The organism is Balneola vulgaris DSM 17893, from assembly GCF_000375465.1.
Taxonomy (GTDB): Bacteria; Bacteroidota; Rhodothermia; order Balneolales; family Balneolaceae; genus Balneola; species Balneola vulgaris.
Genome location: NZ_AQXH01000003.1, coordinates 80,663 through 103,837, shown reverse-complemented (window position 1 = coordinate 103,837; position 23,175 = coordinate 80,663). Strand labels below are relative to the sequence as shown.

General features: G+C 39.3%; 26 protein-coding genes. 14 read left to right on the top strand and 12 right to left on the bottom strand.

Features of this window, described 5'->3' with window-relative positions:
* The first annotated feature begins 18 nt into the window (after positions 1-18).
* The 7 genes from B155_RS0109175 (at position 19) to B155_RS0109145 (ending at position 5,287) form a co-directional block, all read left to right on the top strand.
* Positions 19-339, top strand: coding sequence for an HU family DNA-binding protein (locus tag B155_RS0109175; RefSeq protein WP_040368426.1), 321 nt, complete (start codon positions 19-21; stop codon positions 337-339).
* A gap of 3 nt (positions 340-342) precedes the next feature.
* Positions 343-765 carry a Holliday junction resolvase RuvX gene (gene ruvX / locus B155_RS0109170; RefSeq protein WP_018127973.1) on the top strand — a complete coding sequence of 141 codons (423 nt, stop codon included), beginning with the start codon at positions 343-345 and terminating at the stop codon, positions 763-765.
* Positions 766-774: 9 nt separating this feature from the next.
* Positions 775-1,335, top strand: a complete 561-nt coding sequence (gene def, locus B155_RS0109165) for a peptide deformylase (protein ID WP_018127972.1) — start codon at positions 775-777, stop codon at positions 1,333-1,335.
* 1 nt (position 1,336) lies between these two features.
* Complete coding sequence (fmt, locus tag B155_RS0109160) at positions 1,337-2,251, top strand: methionyl-tRNA formyltransferase (RefSeq protein WP_026167296.1); 915 nt, start codon at positions 1,337-1,339, stop codon at positions 2,249-2,251.
* Positions 2,252-2,335: 84 nt separating this feature from the next.
* Positions 2,336-3,031, top strand: coding sequence for an ankyrin repeat domain-containing protein (locus tag B155_RS0109155; protein ID WP_018127970.1), 696 nt, complete (start codon positions 2,336-2,338; stop codon positions 3,029-3,031).
* A gap of 239 nt (positions 3,032-3,270) precedes the next feature.
* Positions 3,271-4,266: a type I glyceraldehyde-3-phosphate dehydrogenase gene (gene gap, locus B155_RS0109150; RefSeq protein ID WP_026167295.1), complete on the top strand. Its 996-nt coding sequence runs from the start codon at positions 3,271-3,273 to the stop codon at positions 4,264-4,266.
* Between the two features lie 130 nt (positions 4,267-4,396).
* On the top strand, positions 4,397-5,287 hold the full coding sequence (locus B155_RS0109145; protein ID WP_026167294.1) for a M20/M25/M40 family metallo-hydrolase: 891 nt from the start codon (positions 4,397-4,399) through the stop codon (positions 5,285-5,287).
* Between the two features lie 85 nt (positions 5,288-5,372).
* Here the strand turns inward: B155_RS0109145 and B155_RS13935 are convergent, their stop codons facing one another.
* Together B155_RS13935 and B155_RS0109135 are read right to left on the bottom strand one after the other, a co-directional pair.
* Complete coding sequence (locus tag B155_RS13935) at positions 5,373-5,546, bottom strand: YegP family protein (protein WP_018127967.1); 174 nt, start codon at positions 5,544-5,546, stop codon at positions 5,373-5,375.
* A gap of 93 nt (positions 5,547-5,639) precedes the next feature.
* Positions 5,640-6,056: an OsmC family protein gene (locus B155_RS0109135; protein WP_018127966.1), complete on the bottom strand. Its 417-nt coding sequence runs from the start codon at positions 6,054-6,056 to the stop codon at positions 5,640-5,642.
* Positions 6,057-6,203: 147 nt separating this feature from the next.
* On the opposite strand from B155_RS0109135, the gene B155_RS0109130 reads away from it, so the two are divergent.
* Both B155_RS0109130 and B155_RS0109125 read left to right on the top strand, forming a co-directional pair.
* Entirely contained in the window at positions 6,204-7,205 is a 1,002-nt protein-coding gene (locus tag B155_RS0109130) for an acetamidase/formamidase family protein (protein ID WP_018127965.1), read from the top strand.
* A 106-nt stretch (positions 7,206-7,311) separates the two neighbouring features.
* Entirely contained in the window at positions 7,312-9,372 is a 2,061-nt protein-coding gene (locus B155_RS0109125; RefSeq protein ID WP_018127964.1) for an OPT family oligopeptide transporter, read from the top strand.
* A 78-nt stretch (positions 9,373-9,450) separates the two neighbouring features.
* Here B155_RS0109125 and hisE read toward each other — a convergent pair whose 3' ends face one another.
* Positions 9,451-9,789, bottom strand: coding sequence for a phosphoribosyl-ATP diphosphatase (gene hisE, locus B155_RS0109120; RefSeq protein ID WP_018127963.1), 339 nt, complete (start codon positions 9,787-9,789; stop codon positions 9,451-9,453).
* Positions 9,790-9,886: 97 nt separating this feature from the next.
* Positions 9,887-10,642, bottom strand: coding sequence for an imidazole glycerol phosphate synthase subunit HisF (gene hisF, locus B155_RS0109115; protein ID WP_018127962.1), 756 nt, complete (start codon positions 10,640-10,642; stop codon positions 9,887-9,889).
* A 221-nt stretch (positions 10,643-10,863) separates the two neighbouring features.
* On the opposite strand from hisF, the gene B155_RS0109110 reads away from it, so the two are divergent.
* Positions 10,864-11,439 (top strand): hypothetical protein, encoded by a 576-nt coding sequence (locus tag B155_RS0109110; protein WP_169331291.1) that lies wholly within the window; start codon positions 10,864-10,866, stop codon positions 11,437-11,439.
* A 39-nt stretch (positions 11,440-11,478) separates the two neighbouring features.
* Here B155_RS0109110 and hisA read toward each other — a convergent pair whose 3' ends face one another.
* The 3 genes from hisA to hisB are packed head-to-tail and all read right to left on the bottom strand — an operon-like array spanning position 11,479 to position 13,712.
* Entirely contained in the window at positions 11,479-12,195 is a 717-nt protein-coding gene (gene hisA, locus B155_RS0109105) for a 1-(5-phosphoribosyl)-5-[(5-phosphoribosylamino)methylideneamino]imidazole-4-carboxamide isomerase (protein ID WP_018127960.1), read from the bottom strand.
* A complete protein-coding gene (hisH, locus tag B155_RS13260) occupies positions 12,195-12,815 on the bottom strand; it encodes an imidazole glycerol phosphate synthase subunit HisH (protein WP_018127959.1) in 621 nt (206 codons plus the stop codon). The genes hisA and hisH overlap by 1 nt, the downstream gene beginning before the upstream one ends.
* A gap of 6 nt (positions 12,816-12,821) precedes the next feature.
* A complete protein-coding gene (gene hisB / locus B155_RS0109095) occupies positions 12,822-13,712 on the bottom strand; it encodes an imidazoleglycerol-phosphate dehydratase HisB (RefSeq protein ID WP_018127958.1) in 891 nt (296 codons plus the stop codon).
* A 73-nt stretch (positions 13,713-13,785) separates the two neighbouring features.
* On the opposite strand from hisB, the gene B155_RS0109090 reads away from it, so the two are divergent.
* Positions 13,786-14,196 (top strand): DoxX family protein, encoded by a 411-nt coding sequence (locus B155_RS0109090; protein ID WP_026167293.1) that lies wholly within the window; start codon positions 13,786-13,788, stop codon positions 14,194-14,196.
* Here B155_RS0109090 and hisC read toward each other — a convergent pair.
* The 5 genes from hisC to B155_RS0109065 all read right to left on the bottom strand — a co-directional run bounded on the left by hisC (position 14,174) and on the right by B155_RS0109065 (position 20,467).
* Complete coding sequence (hisC, locus tag B155_RS0109085) at positions 14,174-15,235, bottom strand: histidinol-phosphate transaminase (RefSeq protein ID WP_018127956.1); 1,062 nt, start codon at positions 15,233-15,235, stop codon at positions 14,174-14,176. The genes B155_RS0109090 and hisC overlap by 23 nt on opposite strands.
* A gap of 21 nt (positions 15,236-15,256) precedes the next feature.
* On the bottom strand, positions 15,257-16,552 hold the full coding sequence (hisD, locus tag B155_RS0109080; protein ID WP_018127955.1) for a histidinol dehydrogenase: 1,296 nt from the start codon (positions 16,550-16,552) through the stop codon (positions 15,257-15,259).
* On the bottom strand, positions 16,549-17,430 hold the full coding sequence (hisG, locus tag B155_RS0109075; protein ID WP_018127954.1) for an ATP phosphoribosyltransferase: 882 nt from the start codon (positions 17,428-17,430) through the stop codon (positions 16,549-16,551). Before hisG ends, hisD begins: the two co-directional genes overlap by 4 nt.
* A gap of 256 nt (positions 17,431-17,686) precedes the next feature.
* Positions 17,687-19,987 (bottom strand): ATP-binding protein, encoded by a 2,301-nt coding sequence (locus B155_RS13255; protein WP_169331290.1) that lies wholly within the window; start codon positions 19,985-19,987, stop codon positions 17,687-17,689.
* 135 nt (positions 19,988-20,122) lie between these two features.
* Positions 20,123-20,467: a hypothetical protein gene (locus B155_RS0109065; RefSeq protein WP_018127952.1), complete on the bottom strand. Its 345-nt coding sequence runs from the start codon at positions 20,465-20,467 to the stop codon at positions 20,123-20,125.
* 172 nt (positions 20,468-20,639) lie between these two features.
* Here B155_RS0109065 and B155_RS0109060 point away from each other — a divergent pair, with 172 nt between their 5' ends.
* The 3 genes from B155_RS0109060 (at position 20,640) to lepA (ending at position 23,160) form a co-directional block, all read left to right on the top strand.
* Complete coding sequence (locus B155_RS0109060) at positions 20,640-20,888, top strand: hypothetical protein (protein ID WP_018127951.1); 249 nt, start codon at positions 20,640-20,642, stop codon at positions 20,886-20,888.
* A 73-nt stretch (positions 20,889-20,961) separates the two neighbouring features.
* On the top strand, positions 20,962-21,282 hold the full coding sequence (locus tag B155_RS13250) for a GIY-YIG nuclease family protein (RefSeq protein WP_071594814.1): 321 nt from the start codon (positions 20,962-20,964) through the stop codon (positions 21,280-21,282).
* Positions 21,283-21,357: 75 nt separating this feature from the next.
* Complete coding sequence (gene lepA, locus B155_RS0109050; RefSeq protein WP_018127949.1) at positions 21,358-23,160, top strand: translation elongation factor 4; 1,803 nt, start codon at positions 21,358-21,360, stop codon at positions 23,158-23,160.
* Positions 23,161-23,175 lie beyond the last annotated feature (15 nt).

Below are 23,175 nucleotides of genomic sequence, written 5' to 3'. Positions count from 1 at the left end.
TAAATACTATATACTACTATGATGACATATACCAAACGTGACGTGGTACGACGCGTGGCAGAGGCTATGGACGAGCCAATGATTAAAGTAGAACCATGGGTAGATTCAGTAATAGACTCATTAAGAAGTATTATGCTATCCGCAGATACTGAGTGTAGAATCGAAATCCGTGACTTTGGGGTGCTTGAGGTTAAAGAAACTAAAGCTAAGCCTAAGGCTAGAAACCCAAAAACGAATGAAGTAATCTACGTGCCGGCACATCGTAAAACTCACTTCAAACCAAGTAAATTGCTTAAGGAATTCTTGCGTCAACCTCTAGAAGACGTAAAGAAGAAATAATCTGTGCAAAACTATGCACGTTTAATCGGTATTGATGTAGGCCTCAAGCGAGTGGGCCTTGCTCAAACTGATTTACTTAAAACTATAGCCTCTCCAGTAGGGACTTATTCGCCTAGCGATGTATTTGAAGAAGTAGATCGCATAGTCGAAGGGTCTCCTGTTGAGGCTTTTATTATAGGATGGCCTTTAACCCCCAATGGCGATGAAGGACCAGCTACTAAAATGGTTCAACGCTTTATAGCTAAACTAGAAAAAGCACATCCTAACATTCCTATCATCAAAGTGGACGAACGCTATACCTCAAACAAAGCCAAAGATTTGATGTTGGAAATTGGCGTGCCAAAAAAGAAACGAAGGCAGAAAGAACGTGTGGATAGAATTGCTGCAGCCCTTATCTTACAGCGATATTTAGATGAACATCAATGAAAGAACTCCATGCCCATTTTACCCATTGTAACTTATAATGATCCTGTTTTAAGAGAACCTACTGAACGTGTAACAGCAGTATCTGCATCTATCGAAAAATTGATAGATGATATGTTAGATACTATGTACAATTCTGATGGAGTAGGACTAGCGGCTCCTCAAGTGGGTGTTTCACTAAAACTTTTTGTGATGGATGGTGACCCCGTTTTAGAAGAAGATGAAGAGACATACGGGCCATTAGTATTTATAAATCCTGAGATTATCGAAAAAAAAGGAAGTAATGTGGCCATGGATGAAGGCTGCTTAAGTATACCTGACATCCGAGAAAAAGTATTTAGGCCTGATACCATCGTAATTAAGTACAAAGACCGAAATTTCGAGGAGCAGATTCAGGAGTTTGATGGTTGGATGTCTAGAATTATCCAACATGAGTATGATCATCTAAACGGTGTTCTATTTATTGATTACCTCAGTGCATTTAAAAAGCGCATGATAAAGGGTGAGTTACAGGCAATAGATCAAGGAGATATAGAACCGAGCTATCCCATAGTTCCAAAAACAGAGGGCTAAAATGAATATCGTTTTCATGGGATCGCCCGATTTTGCTATTCCAAGTCTGGAGAAGCTACATCATTCTCATCATACCATAAAAGCGGTGGTGAGTAATGTAGATAAACGTAGAGGAAGAGGTAAAGAAACGGCTCCAACCCCTGTTAAAGCTAAAGCACTTGAATTAGGGCTAGATGTGATTGAAGTTGAAGACCTCAAGTCGACTTCATTTGAGGAACAGCTAAAAGTTTGTGAAGCTGACTTGTTTGTAGTAGTGGCTTTTAGAGTGCTTCCAACAAATATCTTAGAGATCCCAAGAATCGGTAGTGTAAATTTACACGCTTCCCTATTACCGAAATATAGAGGGGCTGCTCCCATACATTGGGCGGTAATGAATGGAGAAACAGAAACAGGATGTACGATTTTCTTTCTAGATGAAAGAGTGGATACGGGAAATATCATCATTCAACGTACTCTAAGCATTTCAGAAGATGAGACAACAGGTGAGGTTTACGAGCGATTAATGAATGAGGGCAGCGATGAGCTTCTTCACGCAGTAAATTTAATTGAAAAGGGAGCGTATGAATTGCAATCTCAAGACGACTCACTTGCTACCCCAGCCCCTAAGTTGTTTAATGATAACACACGTATAGTATTTGAAAAATCTGCTAAAGAAGTTCATAATTTTATTCGTGGATTAAACCCCTTTCCTTCAGCGTGGACCACTTTAGACGATAAAAAAGTGAAGATTCACCGCACCAAACTGTTTCCAGAAATATCGGTTAAGCCAAGTACATTGAAGGAACATGATGGACGACTACTAGTTGGTACGGGAAGTCATGCACTTGAAGTATTAGAGATTCAGCTACCGGGTAAGAGAAAAATGACGGGCGTTGAATATCTGAACGGATATGGTGCAAATGGTGCTTTTGTATAAGTAGCTGAAAAGTTGTCAAAGATTTAATTTGAGAAATTTGGCGCGTTTTTTATCATCACGCAAAATAAATGAATAGGTATTTACATGGATCAACCAGCTTTAATTTTAGCGGCGAAATCAGGAGATGTCCAAGAAGTAAAAAACCTTCTGGGCAAAAAAGTAGATGTGAATGAGACTAACAGAAGTGGAGCCACTGCGCTCATCACCGCTTCTGAGAAAAACCATTTTGAAATCGTGAAGCTTCTTGTTGAAGCGGGTGCAGATACTGAAATGGAAACTAAAATGGGTGGTACGGCACTGAATAAAGCCGCAGAGAACGGTAATATTGAGATGATGCAGTATTTGCTTGATAAAGGTACTGCTATCGGTGATCTCGCATTGATTGTAGCGGCGCGTTCAGGGAATGTAGAATCGGTTGAGTTCTTAATTGAGAAAGGAGCAAATGTAGATGCACAACAACGTTGGGGGCATACGGCATTGATGCTTGCTGCAAAAAATGGACATCACGAAGTGGTAAAGTTGCTTATAACATCTGGAGCTGATGTTAAGCTTCGTGATAAAAATGGTGATACTGCCATGATGATTGCTTTAGAAAACGAGCAAGATGATGTAGCATTACTACTAAGACGAGCTGGCGCGATTGCAGAAGTTAAACCACCAAAAGAAAAGAAACCTCAAGTAGTTGAGGAAGATGATGACGACGATGAGTTGGAAGATACCCCTGATGTTGATGATCTAGTATCAGAAGACGATGGCCCAGATGAAGTTGAACTGGATTAAGCGCTTTTATTCTTATCAAAAAAACTTCAGAAGCTCTCAAAATATTGAGGGCTTTTTTATGAATTGAAGTGTCATATTTCGAGGTATAATGGGCTTTATAAGACGTTGAAATATGCTTGTTCATACACATTGAAAATGGGAATAAGTAGTGGTAATTTTAGGGCCTCACAAATATTAATTGCGTTGAGTTTACCATGTTGGCAAAATCAACCAATCACTTTTTAAATACAGGTTCTAACATGTCTAAAATTAAAGTCGGAATTAACGGATTTGGTCGCATCGGACGAATGGTTGCTCGTTCTATCCTTTCGCGATACAGCGATAAAATCGACATCGTAGGTGTAAACGATCTTACGGATACTAAAACACTTGCTCATCTCTTTAAGTACGATTCATCTCAAGGTACTTTTGATGGTACTGTTTCTGTGGATGGAGATACTATTACTTTAAACGATATGAGTTTTAAAGTTACTGCTGAGAGAGACCCTGCGAACCTGAACTGGGGTGATTTAGGCGTTGATGTTGTAGTTGAATCAACAGGATTTTTTGTAGACAAAGAAAGTGCTAGCAAGCACATTGAAGCTGGAGCCAAAAAGGTAATTATTTCTGCACCAGGTAAAGGTGGTGTTAAAACAGTTGTTCTTGGTGTAAACGAAGAAGTGATTGATGCCGAAACTGAAATTTATTCGAATGCTAGTTGTACTACCAACTGCTTGGCGCCAATGGTGAAAGTATTAGATGATGCTTTTGGTGTTAAGAAAGGCTTTATGACTACGGTTCATGCTTACACAGGTGACCAGCGCATCCTAGATGCTCCTCATAAAGATCTAAGAAGAGCAAGAGCTGCAGCAATCAATATTATTCCTACTTCAACAGGTGCTGCTAAGGCCGTAGGCTTAGTACTTCCTCACTTAGATGGAAAGCTTGATGGTGGCGCTGTACGTGTTCCAACGCCTACAGGTTCGTTAACTGATTTTGTTTGTGAAGTAAACAAAGAAACTACTGCTGAAGAAGTAAATGCTGCTTTCAAAGCTGCTGCTGAAGGCGCTTACAAAGGTATTATTGAGTACACAGAAGATCCTATTGTATCAATGGATATTGTTGGAAATACTCATTCAAATATCTTCGATAGTCAGCTTACTAAAGTTGACGGTACCTTAGTGAAAGTTATCGGTTGGTACGATAACGAAGCAGGCTACTCGATGAGAACTGCGGATTTAATCACTCGTATCTAATAAGCAGTTAGCTTTAGTTAGAGAATTTAAAGCCCTATCAATTGTTGGTAGGGCTTTTTTTATTACAAATTTCAGCATTTAATTGTATCAAAAATCAATATCATTGCGCATCCATTAAGTTAAATCTATTATGAAAAAAGTCTTTTTATTATTGAGTGTTGTAGCCCTTTATATGGCTTGCGCTCCATCAGAACCAACCACACTAAATACCAATCAACTAGTTGAAGACCTGAAAGTGATTTCATCGGATGAGATGGAAGGTCGCCGCACAGGAACTCCTGGGAATGAAAAAGCTAGAAATTATTTAGTTGAACGTTTTACCGCTGTAGGAGCAACTCCTTTTCAAGGTAGTTATACGCACGAATTCACATTCACTAATCGTCGTACTCAAGAAGAGATGACAGGTGTAAATGTAATTGTTGAAGTAGAGGGGATGAGTGATTCTGTAATTGTAATTACGGCTCATTACGACCATTTAGGAAAGCGCGACTCTCTTATTTTTAATGGGGCAGATGATGACGCTTCTGGTACGGCCGCACTCATTACATTAGCTGAGTATTTTGTGAAAGAGAAACCAAATCATACCCTCGTATTCGCAGCATTTGATGCGGAAGAAATGGGGCTTCAAGGAGCAAGAGCTTTTGTGGAAGATTCTGTATTCCTAGATAAAGTAGTACTGAATATTAACATGGACATGATTAGCAATAACGACAAAAATGAGTTGTATGCTGCCGGTACTTATCACTATCCAGCTACGAAGCCAGTATTAGAGTCTATCGAAACAGGTGATATTAATTTACTTTTTGGCCATGATACACCTGACCTAGGTTATAACGATTGGACGAATTCCTCCGATCATGGTGCATTTCATGCAAAAGGAGTTCCATTTGTTTACTTCGGTGTAGAAGATCACCCGTACTACCATAAAGACACTGATGAATTTGAAGTAGTGCCTATAGAGTTTTATAAAAAGTCGGTTCAGGTTATTCTGAATGCAATTTTAGCTTTCGATGCCCAATAATAAGTAGGGTATCTAGAAAATAATAAAGGTGATTTCTTAGCTAATAAGAAATCACCTTTAATTATGTAAGGTATTCTAAAGTGGATTAGTAAAACTTACGTAAGTAGCTCGTACATTCTTTGCATTCCTTTCCATCTTTACGAGCCTCTTCTTCAGTTTCAAAACCTTGAGTGGAATGGGCTTCGATATCCCCATCTTTATTCACTCTTCTCCATCTCCATTCTTCTTTAACATCTTGGTATAACTCGCACTTAGCCATATATAAGTCTTTGATTTATTGAATCTTATCAATCCACAACATACTAAATGCAGTACCGAAGGGCAAAAAAGGCCTTAAATAGACCTTTTTTAATTACTTAATCTCGTAGTCGTAACTAATTTCAGAGCCTTTCTCTAAGGCCTTAGAAACAGAACAGTATTTGGTGATTGAAAGCTCTAGTGCGCGTTCAACTTTTTTAGGATCCAGTTCACCCGATAACACAAAGTGCATGTGAATGGACTTATACTCGGAGTATCCAACTTCATTTTTTTGGCGATCTCCATCAACCTCAACGGTAAGGTCGGTAAGCTTCTGCTTTTGCTTTTCTAATATTGAAATAACATCGATAGCGCTACACCCACCGATTCCTGCTAATAGTAATTGCATAGGGCTCATACCACCCTCAAGGCCTCCAATTTTACGATCTCCATCAATGCGAATTACACCGCCTTCTTCATTATTTGCTTCCATGTGGAAGTCTTTTTGTAACCAGTTTACTGTAACGCTCATATCTTTGAATTCTTAATTAAAGGGTAGTTGAAGGTACTAACATTGGGAGAGTGAATAAAGCATTAGTACGGTGTGTATTCTGAACTTATTAGATTCTTATTTGGAATAAAGACAGCTTCTTATAAATTCAGAGAAAATTTAAAGGACATGCTGAAAAAATCATTATCTGTTTTTTTATTACTTACAGTGGTTAGCTGTTCCACTAAAAAGGAAGACATCATCCGTGTTTTCCCAAAACCTGATTATATACTATCCCAAGATCAGACCCACAACCGTTGGAGTAGCACTATTGAACCGGTACTAAGAGTTCCATCTGGTTCAGTAATAGAAGTTGAAACTGAAGAAGCATCAGATAAACAATTAGACATTAATTCGACGCTAGAAGATTTACAGAATCTAAGCTTCGATCCCATTCACCCACTTACAGGTCCTGTTTATGTAGAAGAAGCTAAACCGGGAGATGTGTTAAAGGTGACCTTACATCATATTGAAATGAAAGATTGGGGTTGGACAGCCATTGTGCCAGGATTCGGTTTTTTAGCGGAAGAATTTACGGATCCCTATTTAAAGACATTTAGGTTGGGACCGAATCGTGATTTTGCCTTTTTTAATGATGACATTCGGATTCCGTTGAAGCCTTTTCCGGGAGTGATGGGAGTGGCTCCAGCAACAACAGATTCACTTTCAACTATTCCTCCAAGGAAGAACGGTGGAAATATGGATGATCCCAATATGACGGCAGGTACGGTAGTATATTTCCCAGTACTAGTGGAAGGGGCTTTATTTTCAATCGGTGATACCCATGCCGCACAGGGTTTAGGCGAAGTATGTGGAACAGCTATTGAAGCACCTATGAAGATTATTTATGAGGTAGAGGTGATAAAAAATGGAAGAACCATTGAAGAGCCGCAATATGAAACAGATGAGTATTATGCAGTAACGGGGTTTGGTACCACCATAGATGAAGCGGCAAAGAAAGCTACAAGGTACATGATTGATTACTTAGTGGATGAAAAAGGGATGTCGCGCAATGATGCCTATGCTTTATGTTCGTTAGCTGGGGATTTAAAAATTGCTGAAGTAGTGGATGTACCCCACATGCTAGTTACAATGCATATGCCCAAAGATATTTTTGTGAATAGTAAATAAGCGGGCTCTAAAAAAGAGAATTTTTCTCTATAGTGACCACTTATTTAGTCGATAAGAGATTCAATTTTGCGAGTTAAATAGTCACAGAGAAAACAATAGAGATCGTATGTCAAAAAAAGTTACTCCCTTTATATCGGCAGATGAAAACCTGCCTCAAATTACATTTAAAGCAATAATATTGGGTTTTGTGCTTTCAGCAATTCTTGCTGGAGCCAATGCATATTTAGGATTAAAAGTAGGGATGACTGTTTCTGCTTCTATTCCTGCTGCAGTTATATCAATGGCTGTACTTAAGTTGTTCAAGAACTCCAATATACTGGAGAACAATATTGTTCAAACAGCGGCATCAGCGGGTGAGTCTTTAGCTGCCGGAGCTATATTCACATTACCGGCGTTAATTTTACTTCATTACTGGATGGACTTCCCATTCGTACAAACTGCGGCAATCTGTATGTTTGGAGGTATTCTTGGGGTGTTATTTACCATTCCCTTGCGACGAGCCTTAATTGTTGAAAGTGAGCTACAATTCCCAGAAGGGGTAGCTACGGGTGAAGTTCTAAAAGCTGGAACAGCAGGCGGAGAAGGTGTAAAAGCAATAGCCCAAGCGGGTATTGCTGCGGCACTTTTTAAATTAGGGCAAACAGGATTAAAGATTTTTGGTGGGTCGATAGGCGGCTCTGTTAAAGCTGGAAAATCAATATTTGGTTTAGGCGCTGATTTATCTGTGGCATTGTTAGCGGTAGGTTACATTGTTGGATTGAACATCGCAGTTCTGATTTTTGCTGGGGGTGTTATTTCTTGGTTAATCGGTATTCCTATCTATATGGCGGTTGCTGATCCTGCTGAAGTGGCTGGAATAGTTGGGGGTGCAACGGGCTACGATGCAGCACTTAGTATATGGAGCCAAAAAATTCGATACATCGGTGTTGGTGCCATGGTTGTTGGAGGGGTTTGGGCACTCGTCTCTCTAGCTAAACCACTTAGGGATGGCATTATCTCGAGTTTGAATGCGGTTAAAAAGCTCAAAGAAAAAGGAAGAGGTGCAATTCCTCGTACCGAACAGGATATGCCAATTACTGGCGTATTATGGGGTATCCTTAGTTTAGCGTTCCCCATATTCATTGTATTCATTTATGTAATTGATGTAGATCATTTAAATGTGGCAAGTAGTACATATTGGATGGCGATGGTATTCGGTGTGGTGTTCTCGTTAGTAGCTGGATTCTTGTTCTCTTCTGTAGCAGGTTATATGGCGGGCCTTGTAGGTTCTTCAAATAACCCGATTTCAGGAGTAACCATAGCCACCGTATTAGCCGCCTCACTTTTATTATTAGCTATATTAGGTAGCCAAGTGGATTTCGGTACAGATGTAGCTAAAGCACAATCAGCGGCGGCCGCTGCTATTATAATAGGTGCGATGGTGGCTTGTGCCGCGGCCCTAGCAGGCGATAACCTGCAAGATCTAAAGGCAGGTCAACTGGTGGGTGCAACACCGTATAAACAGCAAATCATGCAGATTGTTGGTGTTATTGCAGCAGCTCTAGTAATAGCTCCGATTTTGAGTCTATTATTTAATGCCTATGGTTTAGGTGGAATCTTCCCGCGTGAGGGAATGAATCCAGATGAGATGTTAACCGCTCCTCAAGCTACTTTGATGCAGTCGGTGGCTGAAGGAGTTTTCTCTCGAAATCTAGAATGGACCATGATCATTATAGGTGGATTTGTAGCAGTAGCTAATATTATCATCGATCAGGTGCTGAAGGCAAAAGGAAGTAACTTTAGAGCTCCTGTACTAGCTGTGGCTGTTGGTATCTATCTACCCATTGAGCTTTCACTACCTATCTTTATTGGTGGTTTAATTGCATGGGGTGCTACTAAAACAGTTCGAAAATTTGCTAAGCAAAATAATGAAAACGTGGAAGAAGCAGTTGAGAAAGCATCACAACGTGGACTATTATTCTCATCTGGTTTGATTACAGGTGAAGCTTTAATAGGTATTATTTTAGCGATTCCATTTGCGATTATGGAAAGCACCGAAGCACTCCGAATTATGCCGGCTGAGTACAGTACGCTTGCTGAAGTGCTGGGAGTTTGGGTACTGGGTGGCTTTATGATCTGGTTGTACAAACTGGTAGTACAGGGCAAGTCGAGTAAAAAAGCAGCCTAATCCAATAGCATAAATTTGCAGAAACAAAAAAACTCCCAAGCTTCACAGTTTGGGAGTTTTTTTATGAGTGGCTAATTCTTATTCACCAATATGTTTGTGATTGCCTTTGCCATGACGTTTGCGAAGCAATTTAATCACCTTATGAAACGGAATTTCTTTTTCAGCTAACAATAGCATTAAGTGGAAAAGTAAATCAGCTGATTCCGCTATAGTCTCTTTATCATCATCATTTTTAGATGCAATAACAGTTTCTACGGCTTCTTCACCTACTTTCTGTGCGATCTTATCAAGACCTTTTTTAAACATTGAAGTGGTATACGAACCTTTGGGCATTTCTTCCTTCCGTTCATACAGAAGGTTTTCAAGCTCTACCAGGAATTCATAATCTTTTTGCGTGAGGTTTTTTGATACGCTCATGTACTCTAATTCTATTTTAGATTCGGTTTAAGGTCAGGATTTTAGATTCGTTACACAATGGAAAGTGTAAAGTTAATAAAGACCTAATATTGAATAGTTAAATGCGAACTGCGATTCCCGCTTGTTTCATTTGATGTTTGAGGTCAGCAATTTCAATTTCTTTAAAGTGAAAAATACTCGCAGCTAAAACTGCATCTGATTTAGCTTGAATGATTGCGTCGATACAATGATCTACAGTACCAGCGCCACCACTTGCAATAACAGGGATGGAAAGCTTCTCATTTACGAGTTTCAATAATTCGAGATCAAAACCTTGTTTGGTCCCGTCTCTGTCCATCGAAGTTAGCAAAATTTCACCGGCACCACGTTGTTCCGTTTCAACCATCCATTCAAGGGCGTCTAATCCGGTGTTTTCGGTTCCACCTTTCACAAATACGTCCCAAGAATCGCCTACTCGTTTAGCATCTACAGCCGCTACAATAGCTTGAGCTCCGAATGCCTCTGAAGCACGATTAATTAAATCTGGATCTCTTACAATGCTGCTGTTGAGTGATACTTTATCAGCTCCGGCTTTGAGTAAGGCTTCAATTTCGTCAACAGATTTGATACCTCCACCTACTGTAAATGGGATATTGATTTGGCTAGCTATTCGCTTTACCAATTCGATCAGTGTTTTACGTTTTTCGAGGGTGGCCGTGATGTCTAGAAACACTAATTCATCAGCTCCTTCTTCCGAATAGCGCTGTGCTAATTCTACAGGATCTCCTGCATCGCGAAGCCCTTCAAAATTAACACCTTTAACTGTTCTGCCGTTTTTAATATCTAGGCAGGGAATAACTCTTTTAGTAAGCATATTTAGTCTGATTCAATGGCGTCAAATATACAAAACTCTAGCTTTCGATAATGTTATTAATTGTTTGTTAACAAGAAGGGTAGTGTAGCATTAAGAGCGAGTAGGTGCAAAATACCAATACAGTGATAGATGAGAGGATTGAGTATTAAGGAAGGTTAGGAAATGGAAACAAAATCTAAATAATGCTGTTTAAAGGCTCAAACATGAATAAATCAAAGACTATGAAATCCTTATTTAAAATTACAGCTACTTTATTTTGTGCACTATTTTTAATGAACACAGCCCAAGCTCAAGATGGCTTCTTCTCGAATGCTAAGACCTTGGAAAAAGGAAGTGGAGCCATTGGTTTACAGCCGGTATTTTTAACGGCTCAAGATGACTTTATGTTCATCCTACGTGGTGCTTATGGTATACAGCACGGTGTAACTGGACACTTAAAATTAGGTGTATTTGAAGATGAAACATATTTCGGTGGTCATTTTGAAACAGCATTGAATCGCCATTCTGAAAGCGATGTTGATGTAGCCGCTTTAGCGGGACTGTACACCTATAACGATTTAGGGCTTAAATTCGGTTTAAATCTAAGTACCGACATCGAGCCGGTGAGTATTTATACAGGTGTGAATTACCAGCCACTTTTTGCTAGTGAAACCATTCACAGTATTACCATACCAGTAGGTTTTGATATTCACCTAAACAATGGGGTTGATCTAATGCTTGAAGGGGCTATTCCAGCCAATGATGATGCCGAGTATTTAGAGGCCATCACCTTTGGTGCTAGAATTTATCTGAACTAATTTAGATTAGTTAGTTATGGTTCGAAAGCCTGGTAGCAATTATGCTGTCAGGCTTTTCATTTGTTCGAGGGTTATGTGTCCTTCGTAATAGGCTTTTCCTACTACTACGGCATCAATGTTTGATGCATTTAATTCGATCAAATCATCAATATTGGAAACCCCACCTGAAGCGATTAACCTAATATCAGGAAAGTCTCTTTTAAGCTGACGATATAGTTCGATATTTGGACCTGATAAGGTACCGTCTTTAGAAATATCGGTACATAAAACCTCTTGTAAGCCTTCCGCTATCATTCGTGAAAGGAAGCTGTATGTATCTTCTTCAGCTGTTTTTAACCATCCTGAATAGGCAATTTTTCCATCCTTTAGGTCCATGCCTAAGATCATGTTTTCAGGATATGTTTTTACAGCTTTCACGAAATCAGCTTCGTTTTTTATAGCCATAGAACTGCAAATCACTTTTGTTAATCCAGCATCAATTAGTGCCTTTACATCTTCAAATGTGCGGATACCACCGCCGGTTTGAACAGAAATGCCAAGCGTGTTAATGACTTCTTGAATATGAGGTAGATTAACAAAAGCACCTTCTTTGGCACCATTTAGGTCTACAATGTGTATATGGTCAAAACCAGCGTTTTCGAATTCAGTTGCGGTGATTAAAGGGGAGTCTGCGTATACCGTTACTTCAGTATATGAGCCTTTATGAAGGCGTACTACTTGACCGTCTAATAGGTCAATAGCTGGGATTACTTTCATTAAATAGATTTGGTTTGAACTTTCTCATTAGAGTACACCAAATCTAAGAAGTTTTGAAGTACCATGGAGCCAACATTTCCAGATTTTTCAGGGTGGAATTGTACACCCATAAAATTGTCTTTTACAACGGCAGCTGTAAACGGATTTATGTAGTTACAACTAGCGATGGCATGTTCTGTTAGCGGGGCATAGTAACTGTGAACAAAGTAAAGGTGTTTGTTCTCGTCAATCCCTTTCATAAGATGATGGTCACTATTACGTTCAACATTGTTCCAACCCATATGAGGAACTTTGTCTACTGTAGAATCAAATTTTTGAAGTTTGCCGGGTATAATTCCTAGTCCTTCGGTATTGCCTTCTGTTGAACCTTCATAGAGAAGTTGCATTCCCACACAAATTCCTAGAACGGGTTTTGTAGTTTGTTTCAACCAGGTATCCACGCCGAGCTCTTTTAAAGATTCCATAGCTGATGCAGCATGGCCCACACCTGGAAAAATAACTGCACGTGCACTTTCTAACTCCTGTGGGGTTTCAGCGAAAAAATAATAAGCTCCGAGTCTGTCTAGAGCATTTGATACTGAGGCTATGTTACCAGCCTTATACTTGATGATAGCAATCATAGTGTGTTACAGCGTACCTTTTGAACTTGGTACTTTATTTCTTATCCGCCCGTTTTGTTCAATTGCCGTCTTTAAAGTCCGGGCTAACCCTTTAAAGCATGCTTCAATTTTGTGATGATCATTTTCACCACTGCATTTAACATGAAGAGTGGCTTTCAAGTTCATTGCCAAACTATAATAAAAATGTTCTAACATCTCAGTGGGGAAGTCACCCACATACTCACGTTTCATAGGTACATCGAACACTAAATACGGCCTACCGCTTAAGTCAAGGGCCACTGTAGCTTGCGTCTCATCCATAGGGAGTACAAAGCTGTATCTTTCAATGCCTTTTTTGTCACCTAGAGCAGTAGAAATTGCCTCCCCTAAAGCAATCGCTACATCTTCAATGGTATGGTGTTCGTCCACTTCAAGGTCACCTTTACAGTATAATTTGAGATCGATGAGGCCATGTCTTGAGATTTGTTCGAGCATGTGATCAAAGAACTTTAAGCCCGTATCAATCTCTGATTCTCCCGTACCATCTAGGTTTACATCTATAGAAATTTTGGTTTCTCGAGTATCTCTTCGAATTGAAGCTACACGGTCAGGATTCGTAATTTTTTTTGTGATCTCAGCCCATTGATCAGAGCTTGTAACCAAGTCATTGCTAGAATCAAATAATTGAAGGGACTGATTTTCAGCTTTGATGAAAAAATTAGCATCACCTTGATCCGAATTAAATTCAATATCCTCTTGAGCTAAGATAGCTAGCTGATCTTGAGTCAGACTTTGTTCAGGTAAATAAATTTCAACGTCAAACTGCTTTAATTCTAAAAGTGCCTGTAAAGTGCCAGCTCTAAAGGGGAACTTTGAGTTAGGTGATAGTAACGCTTCTTGGGAGATAGAAACAATCATAAAGGGGTAGTAGTTGTGTTAATTAGGCAGAGTTGCGTTATTACTCATTGAAAGATCAACCAAAGATCGTGAAATGAATAATAAATTGAACGTTTTATGTTGGTGTTTACGAATAACTTCAGCGGCCATTTTGTTGCGAACACTTTTTTTGAAGTTCACAGGGTCAGCTGAAAGCATATTTATATTCGAACAGATTGGTGTAGAACCATGGGGAAGGTTTGCAACAGGAGCTACAGAGTTTATTGCAACCATACTACTCCTCATCCCAAAAACGACTTGGATGGGTGCATTTTTAGGAGCTAGTGTAACACTAGGTGCTATATTTAGCCATCTTACATTACTAGGTATAGAAGTGCAAGATGATGGGGGAGTATTATTTATGTTGGCCATTGTAGTATTTGGCTGTTGCATAAGCCTATTATGGTTAAACAAAGAGGAAATACCCATAATTAGATCTTCCTCTATTCCTCAAGAACCTCTGTAAGTGCTTTTAGAAAAGCATTGTTTTCGTTTTCAGTTCCAATAGTGAGTCGTAAGCAATTATCACATAAAGGCTCATTTCCTCTATAGCGAATAATTACTCCCTTATCTGCTAGCTTCTGATAAACATTTAAAGCATCATTTACCTTAAAAATAAAGAAGTTCGCATTGCTTGGATAGACCTTCAACACACCTTTCATGCTTGCTAATGAACTCATAATACGTTGCCGATCATCAATAATACTAATGATGTGTTCTTGAACGGAGTCAAGTGCATCAAAAGCTTGCAATGCCGCTTTAGATGTTAGCTTATTCACATTATAAGGAGCTTTTACCTTCATCATATAGGCTATGATTTCAGTGTTAGCTAGTGCTACTCCAAGTCGAATTCCAGCCAATCCAAATGCCTTTGAAAGTGTTTGCAACACCACAAGATTAGGATAATTCTTGAGTTCTGTTGCTAAGCTACCTTGTTGAGAGAAATCGATATAGGCTTCATCCACAACTACAATACCGTCAAAGGATTCAAGAATGAACTGAATGTCTGGAATGGCGATATCATTAGCGGTTGGATTATTCGGAGAACAGATAAAAATGATTTTAGTATTCGGAGTGACTGCTTCTAAAATCTTTTCAGTCTGTAATTGAAAATCTTCCGTCAGAAGCACTTCATCAATAGCTACATCATTGATATTAGCGGATACTTTGTACATCCCATAGGTAGGTGGATTTATAAGAATTCGATCTTTCCTGGGGGTACAGAATATTCTAAATAATAGATCGATGGCTTCATCACTTCCTACTCCAACAAATACTTCGGAAGCATCTATACCGCGATAGTCTGCAATTTTAGCACGCAGAGCTTCTTGATAGGGCATTGGGTATCGGTGCAGCTCTAAATCATTTGCATAAGGCGCACCATAACTGTTTTCGTTGGCATCTAATAAGATTCCAGAATCGAAGTCATCTCGGGCACTTCGGTATGGTTTTAAATCTCGAATGTTAGTTCGAACAAGTGTCTGTAAATCGAATGTTTTATTCATGATGGGTTAATCCAAATCCACTTATGATTTTATAGCTTTTAAACGAAGAGTAACTGCATTTTTGTGAGCTTGTAACTCTTCCAATTCAGCTAGCTTTTCTACGGAAGGCCCAATGTTTTTTAACCCTTCTTCCGTTAGCGACTGCATCGTGATGCTCTTTTGATAGGAAGCTAAATTCACTCCGCTGTACATGCGCGCGTAGCCGTAAGTGGGTAATGTGTGGTTGGTGCCCGATGCATAATCACCTACACTTTCTGGGGTTAAGTTGCCTAAGAAAACAGACCCCGCATTAATGATTCTTTCCCTATAATTGTCGGGATTTGCCACGTTCACAATTAAGTGCTCAGGTGCATATTCATTCGAAAAATCGAATGCCTGTATAAGATCCTCTACAACCACAGTGTAGCTGTTCTTAAGAGCCAAAGCGGCAATATCTCGTCGAGGTAATGCTTCAAGCTGTTCGGCTAATGCTTGCTCCAAGCCGTCGATATTAAAGGAAGTGGTTGCTACTAAAACTACCTGACTATCTTTACCGTGTTCGGCCTGTGATAATAGGTCGGCTGCAACAAATTCGGGGTTCGCTTCTTCATCTGCAATAACCAGCACTTCCGAAGGGCCAGCCGGCATATCGATACTGATCTGAGCTTCAGAGTTTTGGAGCAACATTTTAGCCGCTGTTACATACTGATTTCCAGGACCTAATATCTTATCTACTTTGGGTACCGTTTCGGTGCCTAAAGCCATCGCTGCTACGGCTTGTGCTCCGCCAGCTAATAAGATGGTATTCACTTTGGCTTTTTGAGCGATGTAGATAATTTCAGGCGCTACAGTGCCGTCCTTTTTTGGAGGTGTAGCTAACACAACTTGCTCACAACCGGCTATCATGGCAGGGATGCTTAGCATCATAGCTGAGGAAGGAAGAATGGCCGTGCCGCCGGGTACATATAACCCAACGCGCTGAATAGCACGACTAGTTCTGCTACATTTTACACCGGGCATGGTTTCCACTTCTAAATCAGCGGGTTGTTGTGCTTTATGAAAACGATAGATGTTATCGAAAGCGGTATCAATGGCTGTTTTTATAGCATCATCTAATTCAACAGAAACAGTAGAAGGGTTGATGGTGACATTCGAAAGTTGAACTCCATCAAATTTTTGAGTGAGTGCAATGAGGGCTTGGTCTCCATCATTTTCAACTTGATCAATGATAGGTTGAACTGTTTCAAAAATTGAACCGAAATCAATTTTAGGTCGCTGTAAAAGTGACTTTAATGTTTGATTCTCGAGTTGGTTGTAGAAGTACTTTTCTAAAATCATAGGATCATGCTTTCAATCGGTAGCATAACGATGTCGGATGCCCCAGCTTCTTTAAGTTCTTCCATCACATTCCAAAATTTAGTGATAGGGATAACGGTGTGAATTGCTACCATCCCTGTTTCAGCTAAAGGAACTATGGTTGGGCTTTTCATAGAAGGGATGATTGCTTTAACAGTTTCGATGGCTGATTCGGGAGCATTCATCATGATATATCGGCTTTTTCCAGCTTGCTGATACCCATCAATTCGCATTAGGAACTTTTCGATGAGTTCTTTTTTGCCCTCACTTAATTCCATATTGGTTTGAACCAGTTCAGTCTCTGATTCTAAAATCGTGAATAGCTCCTTCAGCCCATTTGCTTTAAGTGTACCACCAGTAGATACTAGATCTGAAATCGCATCCGCAACACCTAGTTGAGGAGTGATTTCAACGGCCCCAGAAATTTCTACGACTTTAACATCAACGCCTTGCTCTTTGAAGTATTTTTGCGTCAAAAATGGATAACTGGTAGCAATGGTTTTCCCATCAAAATCTTTAGCCTCATTTAAATTGCCATCTTTAGGCACGGCAATTGAAAGGCGACACTTACCATAATTTAGACCTCTAAGTACGGTAACGTCGGCATCTTTTTCGGCACGTTCATTAGCTCCAACAAAGCCTAAATCACAAATTCCATCTTGTACATATTCAGGGATGTCATCATCACGAAGAAGTAAAAGCTCAACATCAAAATCACGAGCTTTAACCATTAGGTTGCGTTTGTAATTATCGAAATCGATACCGATGCCATGCAGTAGGTTTACCGTTTTATCAGTTAAACGGCCACTCTTTTGAATAGCAATGCGTAATGAGGTCGAAGAATCTTTCGAACGGGTCATAAGTCAGTAAGTAAGTTTGTAAGTGAAATTAATTTAAAGGAGAAAAATGGAAAAAGGGCGTTAAATAAAGTTTACGCGCAATGATGCCAATGGTGGGGATGATGGGCACCTGAATGATGATGGGTAGTATGTGTGTTTTTCCAATTCACGGGTCAAAGATAGGGATTAAAATTTTAAAGACGTACCCTAAATAAAAATTTTAATGATTTAGTTTTCCTGCCTTTAAAATTCCTGATGAGATAAACGTAGCATTGGGTTAAATCTCTGGAAACCACTTTTCAATACATTGTGTGATTTCATTTCTTCGTACGGGCTTACTGAGGTAATCGTTCATGCCCGCTCCTAAACAAATAGCCCGGTCTTTCTTCATGGCATTGGCTGTCATTGCCACAATGATTGGGCGTGAAGGAAACTTACTTGCTTTACGAATGCGTTTTGTAGCCTCTAAACCGTCAATAATAGGCATGTGAACATCCATCAGAATCAGATCGTATTCGTTTTGTTGGTGAAGTTCAATGGCTTCTTGCCCATTATTAGCCACTTCAATTGTGTAGCCAATGGTTTCTAATAACCTACGAGATACCAATTGGTTGGTGATATTATCTTCCGCAATAAGCACCTTAATATCTCTTGGAATGTGTTCAACTTCGGTTGGAATAACTTCGATCTCACGTTTTTTCGAAGTGAGGATGTGTTCAAGTTGTGATACAACATCCGATCGTTTAATCGGCTTGGTGATTTGGTTCTCATAGATGTGAATATTTTTACCCACAATATTCGAACCTAAAGGGACTAAAGGTAATAGCTTATTTGGCTTCTCTGAAGCGATTTTGTTTAAAGTATCCATGATGAAAGGAGTGGCATCATCAATGATATTTTGATCGATTACGAATACATCAAAGTCATCGTTTTTGGTAAGATGTTCTTCGAGCGATGCAATATCTTTATAGCAATCCATATCAAAGCCCCAAAGTAGAAACTTCTTTTCCAAGTCTTTAAGAAGTGGGGTAGTCTTGGAAGCAATAAGCATGCGCTTACCTTTAAACACCGGTGTTTGAGATAGAACACCATGACTGTAATCTGGTTCTACGGTTATCTGAAAAGAAAACACGGAACCTTTGTTCTCTTTACTTTGCACCTGAATATCTCCACCCATCATTTTGATTAGGCTTTTACTAATAGCTAAGCCCAATCCTGTTCCACCAAAAATCCTTGTAGTACTTACATCTACTTGAGAGAAGGATCCAAATATTGATTCATGCTTTTCTTCTGGGATACCAATACCCGTATCCGTTATTTCATATTCGATAACTACCTTCGAATCGAGAGTCTCTTTTTTGTGTACACGAATATGCACATAACCATCCTTTGTAAACTTAATGGCGTTACTGATTAGGTTAACCAATACTTGTTTTAATCGGGTAGGATCTGATTTCACAAACATCGGTACATCCTCTTCAATGATGTATAAAATCTCTAATCCTTTTTCATGAGCCTTTAAAGCCAACATCGAAAGTGCTTCTTCGATGTGTGAATAGATGTTTATGGTCTCATTATCGATTTCAAGTTTGCCCGATTCTATTTTTGAATAATCAAGGATGTCGTTAATGATATTTACTAGATCGTAACCACTTTTGGAGATGGTTTCGATATAACTTAATTGCTCTCGTGTTGGATTGGTTTCTTTCAGAATATCAGCCATCCCAATTACGGCATTCATTGGGGTTCGAATTTCATGACTCATATTTGCTAAGAACATAGCTTTGGCTTCAGAGGCAGATTCGGCTTTATTTTTAGCTTGTATGAGCTCTCTTTGTGTTTTCTCTAATTCTTTATTTTTGATAGAAAGTTCTTCAGTAAGCTTCTCAAAGTGAGCTACTTTTTTTAGTAACAGCTTTTCAATTTGATGTTTGGTGAGGGCACTAATTCTCGACTCATCCATTAGCTGTTCAGGCAAAATAGAGACTATAACCTGAAAGGAGTCTAAGTTGATGTAAAAAGGTGCGAGTTTTTGATAGGCGGTATCGAACCTACGAATAGCTGTTTCTTCACCTAATTTCTTTTGCAGTAATTCAAAGATTACTACAGCCAGTTTTCGAAGGCAGTTGGTCCAGTCCTTCAAATTCTTTGGTTGTGCATCCATCAACACCGTTACCCCATGTGGTGGCATAACGTTAGGTGCACTTTCGATAATGTTTCTAATTTCTTGGATCGATTTACTTCCATTTTCACCTAATAAGTCAGATAGGTTTTGAATGATTTGAAGCAAATACTTTTGGCTTAACTTGAACTCTTGAACGTCTTCGTCTTCAAAAATTAAATTGAAGGATTCAATCTCTTGTAATTTTGGAAACTGAATTCGAATAAGTTCACGTAGTTGCCGCTTATCTTTTTTGAAGTCTTGTTTTAGATCGGTTAGATATTTTTCAACAAACAGATAAGTTTGAGTGAGCTTTTCTTTTTTTTGATTGGTGTTAAGCTTCAGGTAATTAAAGATCGTAGCTCGAGCAGCGTGGGAGCTGTCGGTATCACCAACTCGTTCTAATAAGAAATCCATGAGCCTAGCTATAGATTCCTCAAAACGAAGATCACGACCGGTATAGCCCTTCCTTTTTTTGAAAAACTGAGATATGTAATTGAAAGGGGCCATAAAAAAAGAGCCAACATCATGTGATGTGGCTCGCTTAATGTATTATTGCTTACTAGCCTGATATATTTTATAAAACCCTAAGGCAGATAATGCCCAAGTTGCCATTAATGCTATAAACCAAGCAATCTTACCTAATGGTTGGTTTAGTAATGCATCAAAAATATCTACTCCAAAAATGTTGGTGATTTGCATACTTAAATGCCCTACCGCCATAATTGAAAATCCCCAAGCAAGAAACCACATTCCTTTCCCAAATACACCGCCCTTTAATTGTTGTGCCGTTTTAAAACTGTAAACGATACACACTAATAAGAAGGGAAGTTCTAAGATTCCAAACCACTGTTGGAAAGTCAACGAACCCATATCAGACATAAATAATAGTTGCATAGTAGTAGTAATTGTTAAATGATGATAAAGTATTAATAACAAGATAAAAGAGGAATCAAGCAATATACTACCACAAATAATCAACACTACTAAAAACTATGTTAAGAAAGTGGTAAGGAAGGTATTAGTTGGTTAACTTTTCGTTAAATAAATTTGAATTCAATTCCACAACATGAAGACTATTGCTCAACTATCATACATTCCTTTAGCTACACGGAACCCACAAGAAAACGTACAGGAATTATTAGAGCACCTTGCACAATTTGATGTGCAAATCGAAGTAGGGTATTTATCTACTACCATCATTGCAGAGCCGAAAGTAATATTTGAAGCTATCGAAGAACTATACAGAATCATGGCTGAAGAGTCTGAAAAGTTCAGATTTCATATTGAATTACTTAGCCCTGAAGCTGATAAATAAGATTTAAAATTTCTTTGTAAGGATGTTGATTGCCAACGGTCGTACTACTTAAAAAATGGAAAGTAGTACGACTATGCATCACAGATTTTATCTATACATTCTCAGCAATCGCTCCAAAATGATTTATGTTGGTTTAACCAACGACCTCAAAAACATTCTCAAAAAGCACCAAGAAATGAGGATGAGCACATCAAAAGGTAATTTCGGATTAAACCGCCTTGTTCATGTGGAAGAGTTTGATAATGTTGAAGAAGCCATTCAACGAGAAGAAGAGCTTAAAAAGGCACCCCGATCTACTAAAGCACGCCTATTATCGTTTGTGAATCCTAAATGGCGATGCATTCAAAACAATTGGTTTGAGGCTAAAGAACCCCAATTAATTAAATCAGTTTAGGCTAAACAAGTACTTTAGTAGCTCCTTCCTTATTTGTATCTTGGCGTTCTTAAATTAGAGACGCAGAGAACATACATGAACAATATTCGAAACTTTTGCATAATCGCACACATTGATCACGGTAAATCTACCTTGGCCGATCGTTTGCTTCAAATGACGGGCACTATTAGTGAGCGTGAAATGCAGGAGCAGGTTCTAGACGATATGGATCTAGAACGTGAACGTGGAATTACTATTAAGAGCCACGCTATTAAGTTAGATTACAAGCGCCCTAATGGCGAAATGTATAGCTTCAACCTGATCGATACTCCTGGTCACGTGGATTTCGCCTATGAAGTATCGCGAGCACTGAAAGCTTGTGAAGGGGCTATATTAGTAGTAGATGCCGCTCAAGGTATCGAAGCACAAACTATTTCCAATCTATACCAAGCCATTGAACAAGATCTTGAGATTGTTCCAGTACTAAATAAAATTGATTTACCAGGCGCCGACCCTGAAGGCATTGGCCAACAGGTTATAGACCTTATCGGGTGTGAACGAGAAGACATCTTGCATGTATCTGGAAAAACGGGTGAAGGCGTTCCAGAACTTTTAGAAGCCATTGTTGAACGGGTTCCCGGCCCAAAACAAGAAGTTGATAAACCTCTGCGTGCACTTATTTTTGACTCAGTTTTCAACACCTATCGTGGGTCTGTTGCTTATGTTCGTGTAATGGAAGGTGTGATTCGCAAAGGCGAAGCATTTGAGTTCATGGCGAACAAAGAAGAATACAATGCGGAAGATGTTGGTTACCTACGCATGACGTATGAACCGACCAAGGAATTGAAGGCAGGGGAAGTTGGATATGTAATTGGTTCTGTGAAGTCGCTTCAGGATGTACGTGTAGGTGATACCATCACTACCAAGAAAAACCCTGCTACCGAGCCAATTCCGGGTTACCAAGAAGCGAAGCCAATGGTATTCTCTGGAATCTATCCTACACAATCAGAAGATTTTGAAGATTTACGTGCTGCTCTCGAGAAATTACAGTTAAATGATGCATCCCTAACCTATGAGCCTGAAACTTCTAAAGCTTTAGGTTTTGGATTCCGTGCTGGTTTCCTCGGTCTGTTGCATATGGAAATTGTTCAAGAGCGATTAGACCGTGAATTCAATATCGACATCATTACCACTGTGCCTAACGTGCAGTATGAAGTGCAACTAGAAGATGGTTCACAGAAAAGGGTAGATAACCCAAGTCAGATGCCAGAAGTGGGTGATATTGATGCGATTTTTGAGCCTTATATAAAAGCTAGTATCATTACACCAGCGGATTACATCGGGCCGATTATGAAATTATGCCAAGATCGCCGAGGTATTTATGTGAATCAGGTGTTCATGCAAAATAATCGCGTTGAGATTACGTATGAAATACCAATGGCCGAAGTAGTTTTTGATTTCTATGATAAGTTGAAATCAGGTACTCGCGGCTATGCTTCTCTAGATTATGAATTTATCGAATACCGTAAAGGTGATTTGGTTCGTTTAGATATTCTGCTGAATGGGGAACAGGTTGATGCCCTTTCGAGTATCACGCACAGAGATAAAGCTTATTACCAAGGCCGAAAAGTGTGTGCTAAGTTGAAAGAGTTAATTCCTCGCCAACAGTATGAAGTAGCTGTGCAAGCAGCTATTGGTAGCCGAATTATCGCACGCGACTCAGTAAGAGCACTTCGTAAAGATGTAACCGCAAAATGTTATGGTGGTGATATCTCTCGTAAGCGTAAACTTCTAGAGAAGCAGAAAGAAGGTAAAAAACGAATGAAACAGGTTGGTTCAGTTGAAATCCCACAAGAGGCATTTTTAGCTGTTCTATCCATGGATGATGATGATAGATAAAATGAAAGTATTAAG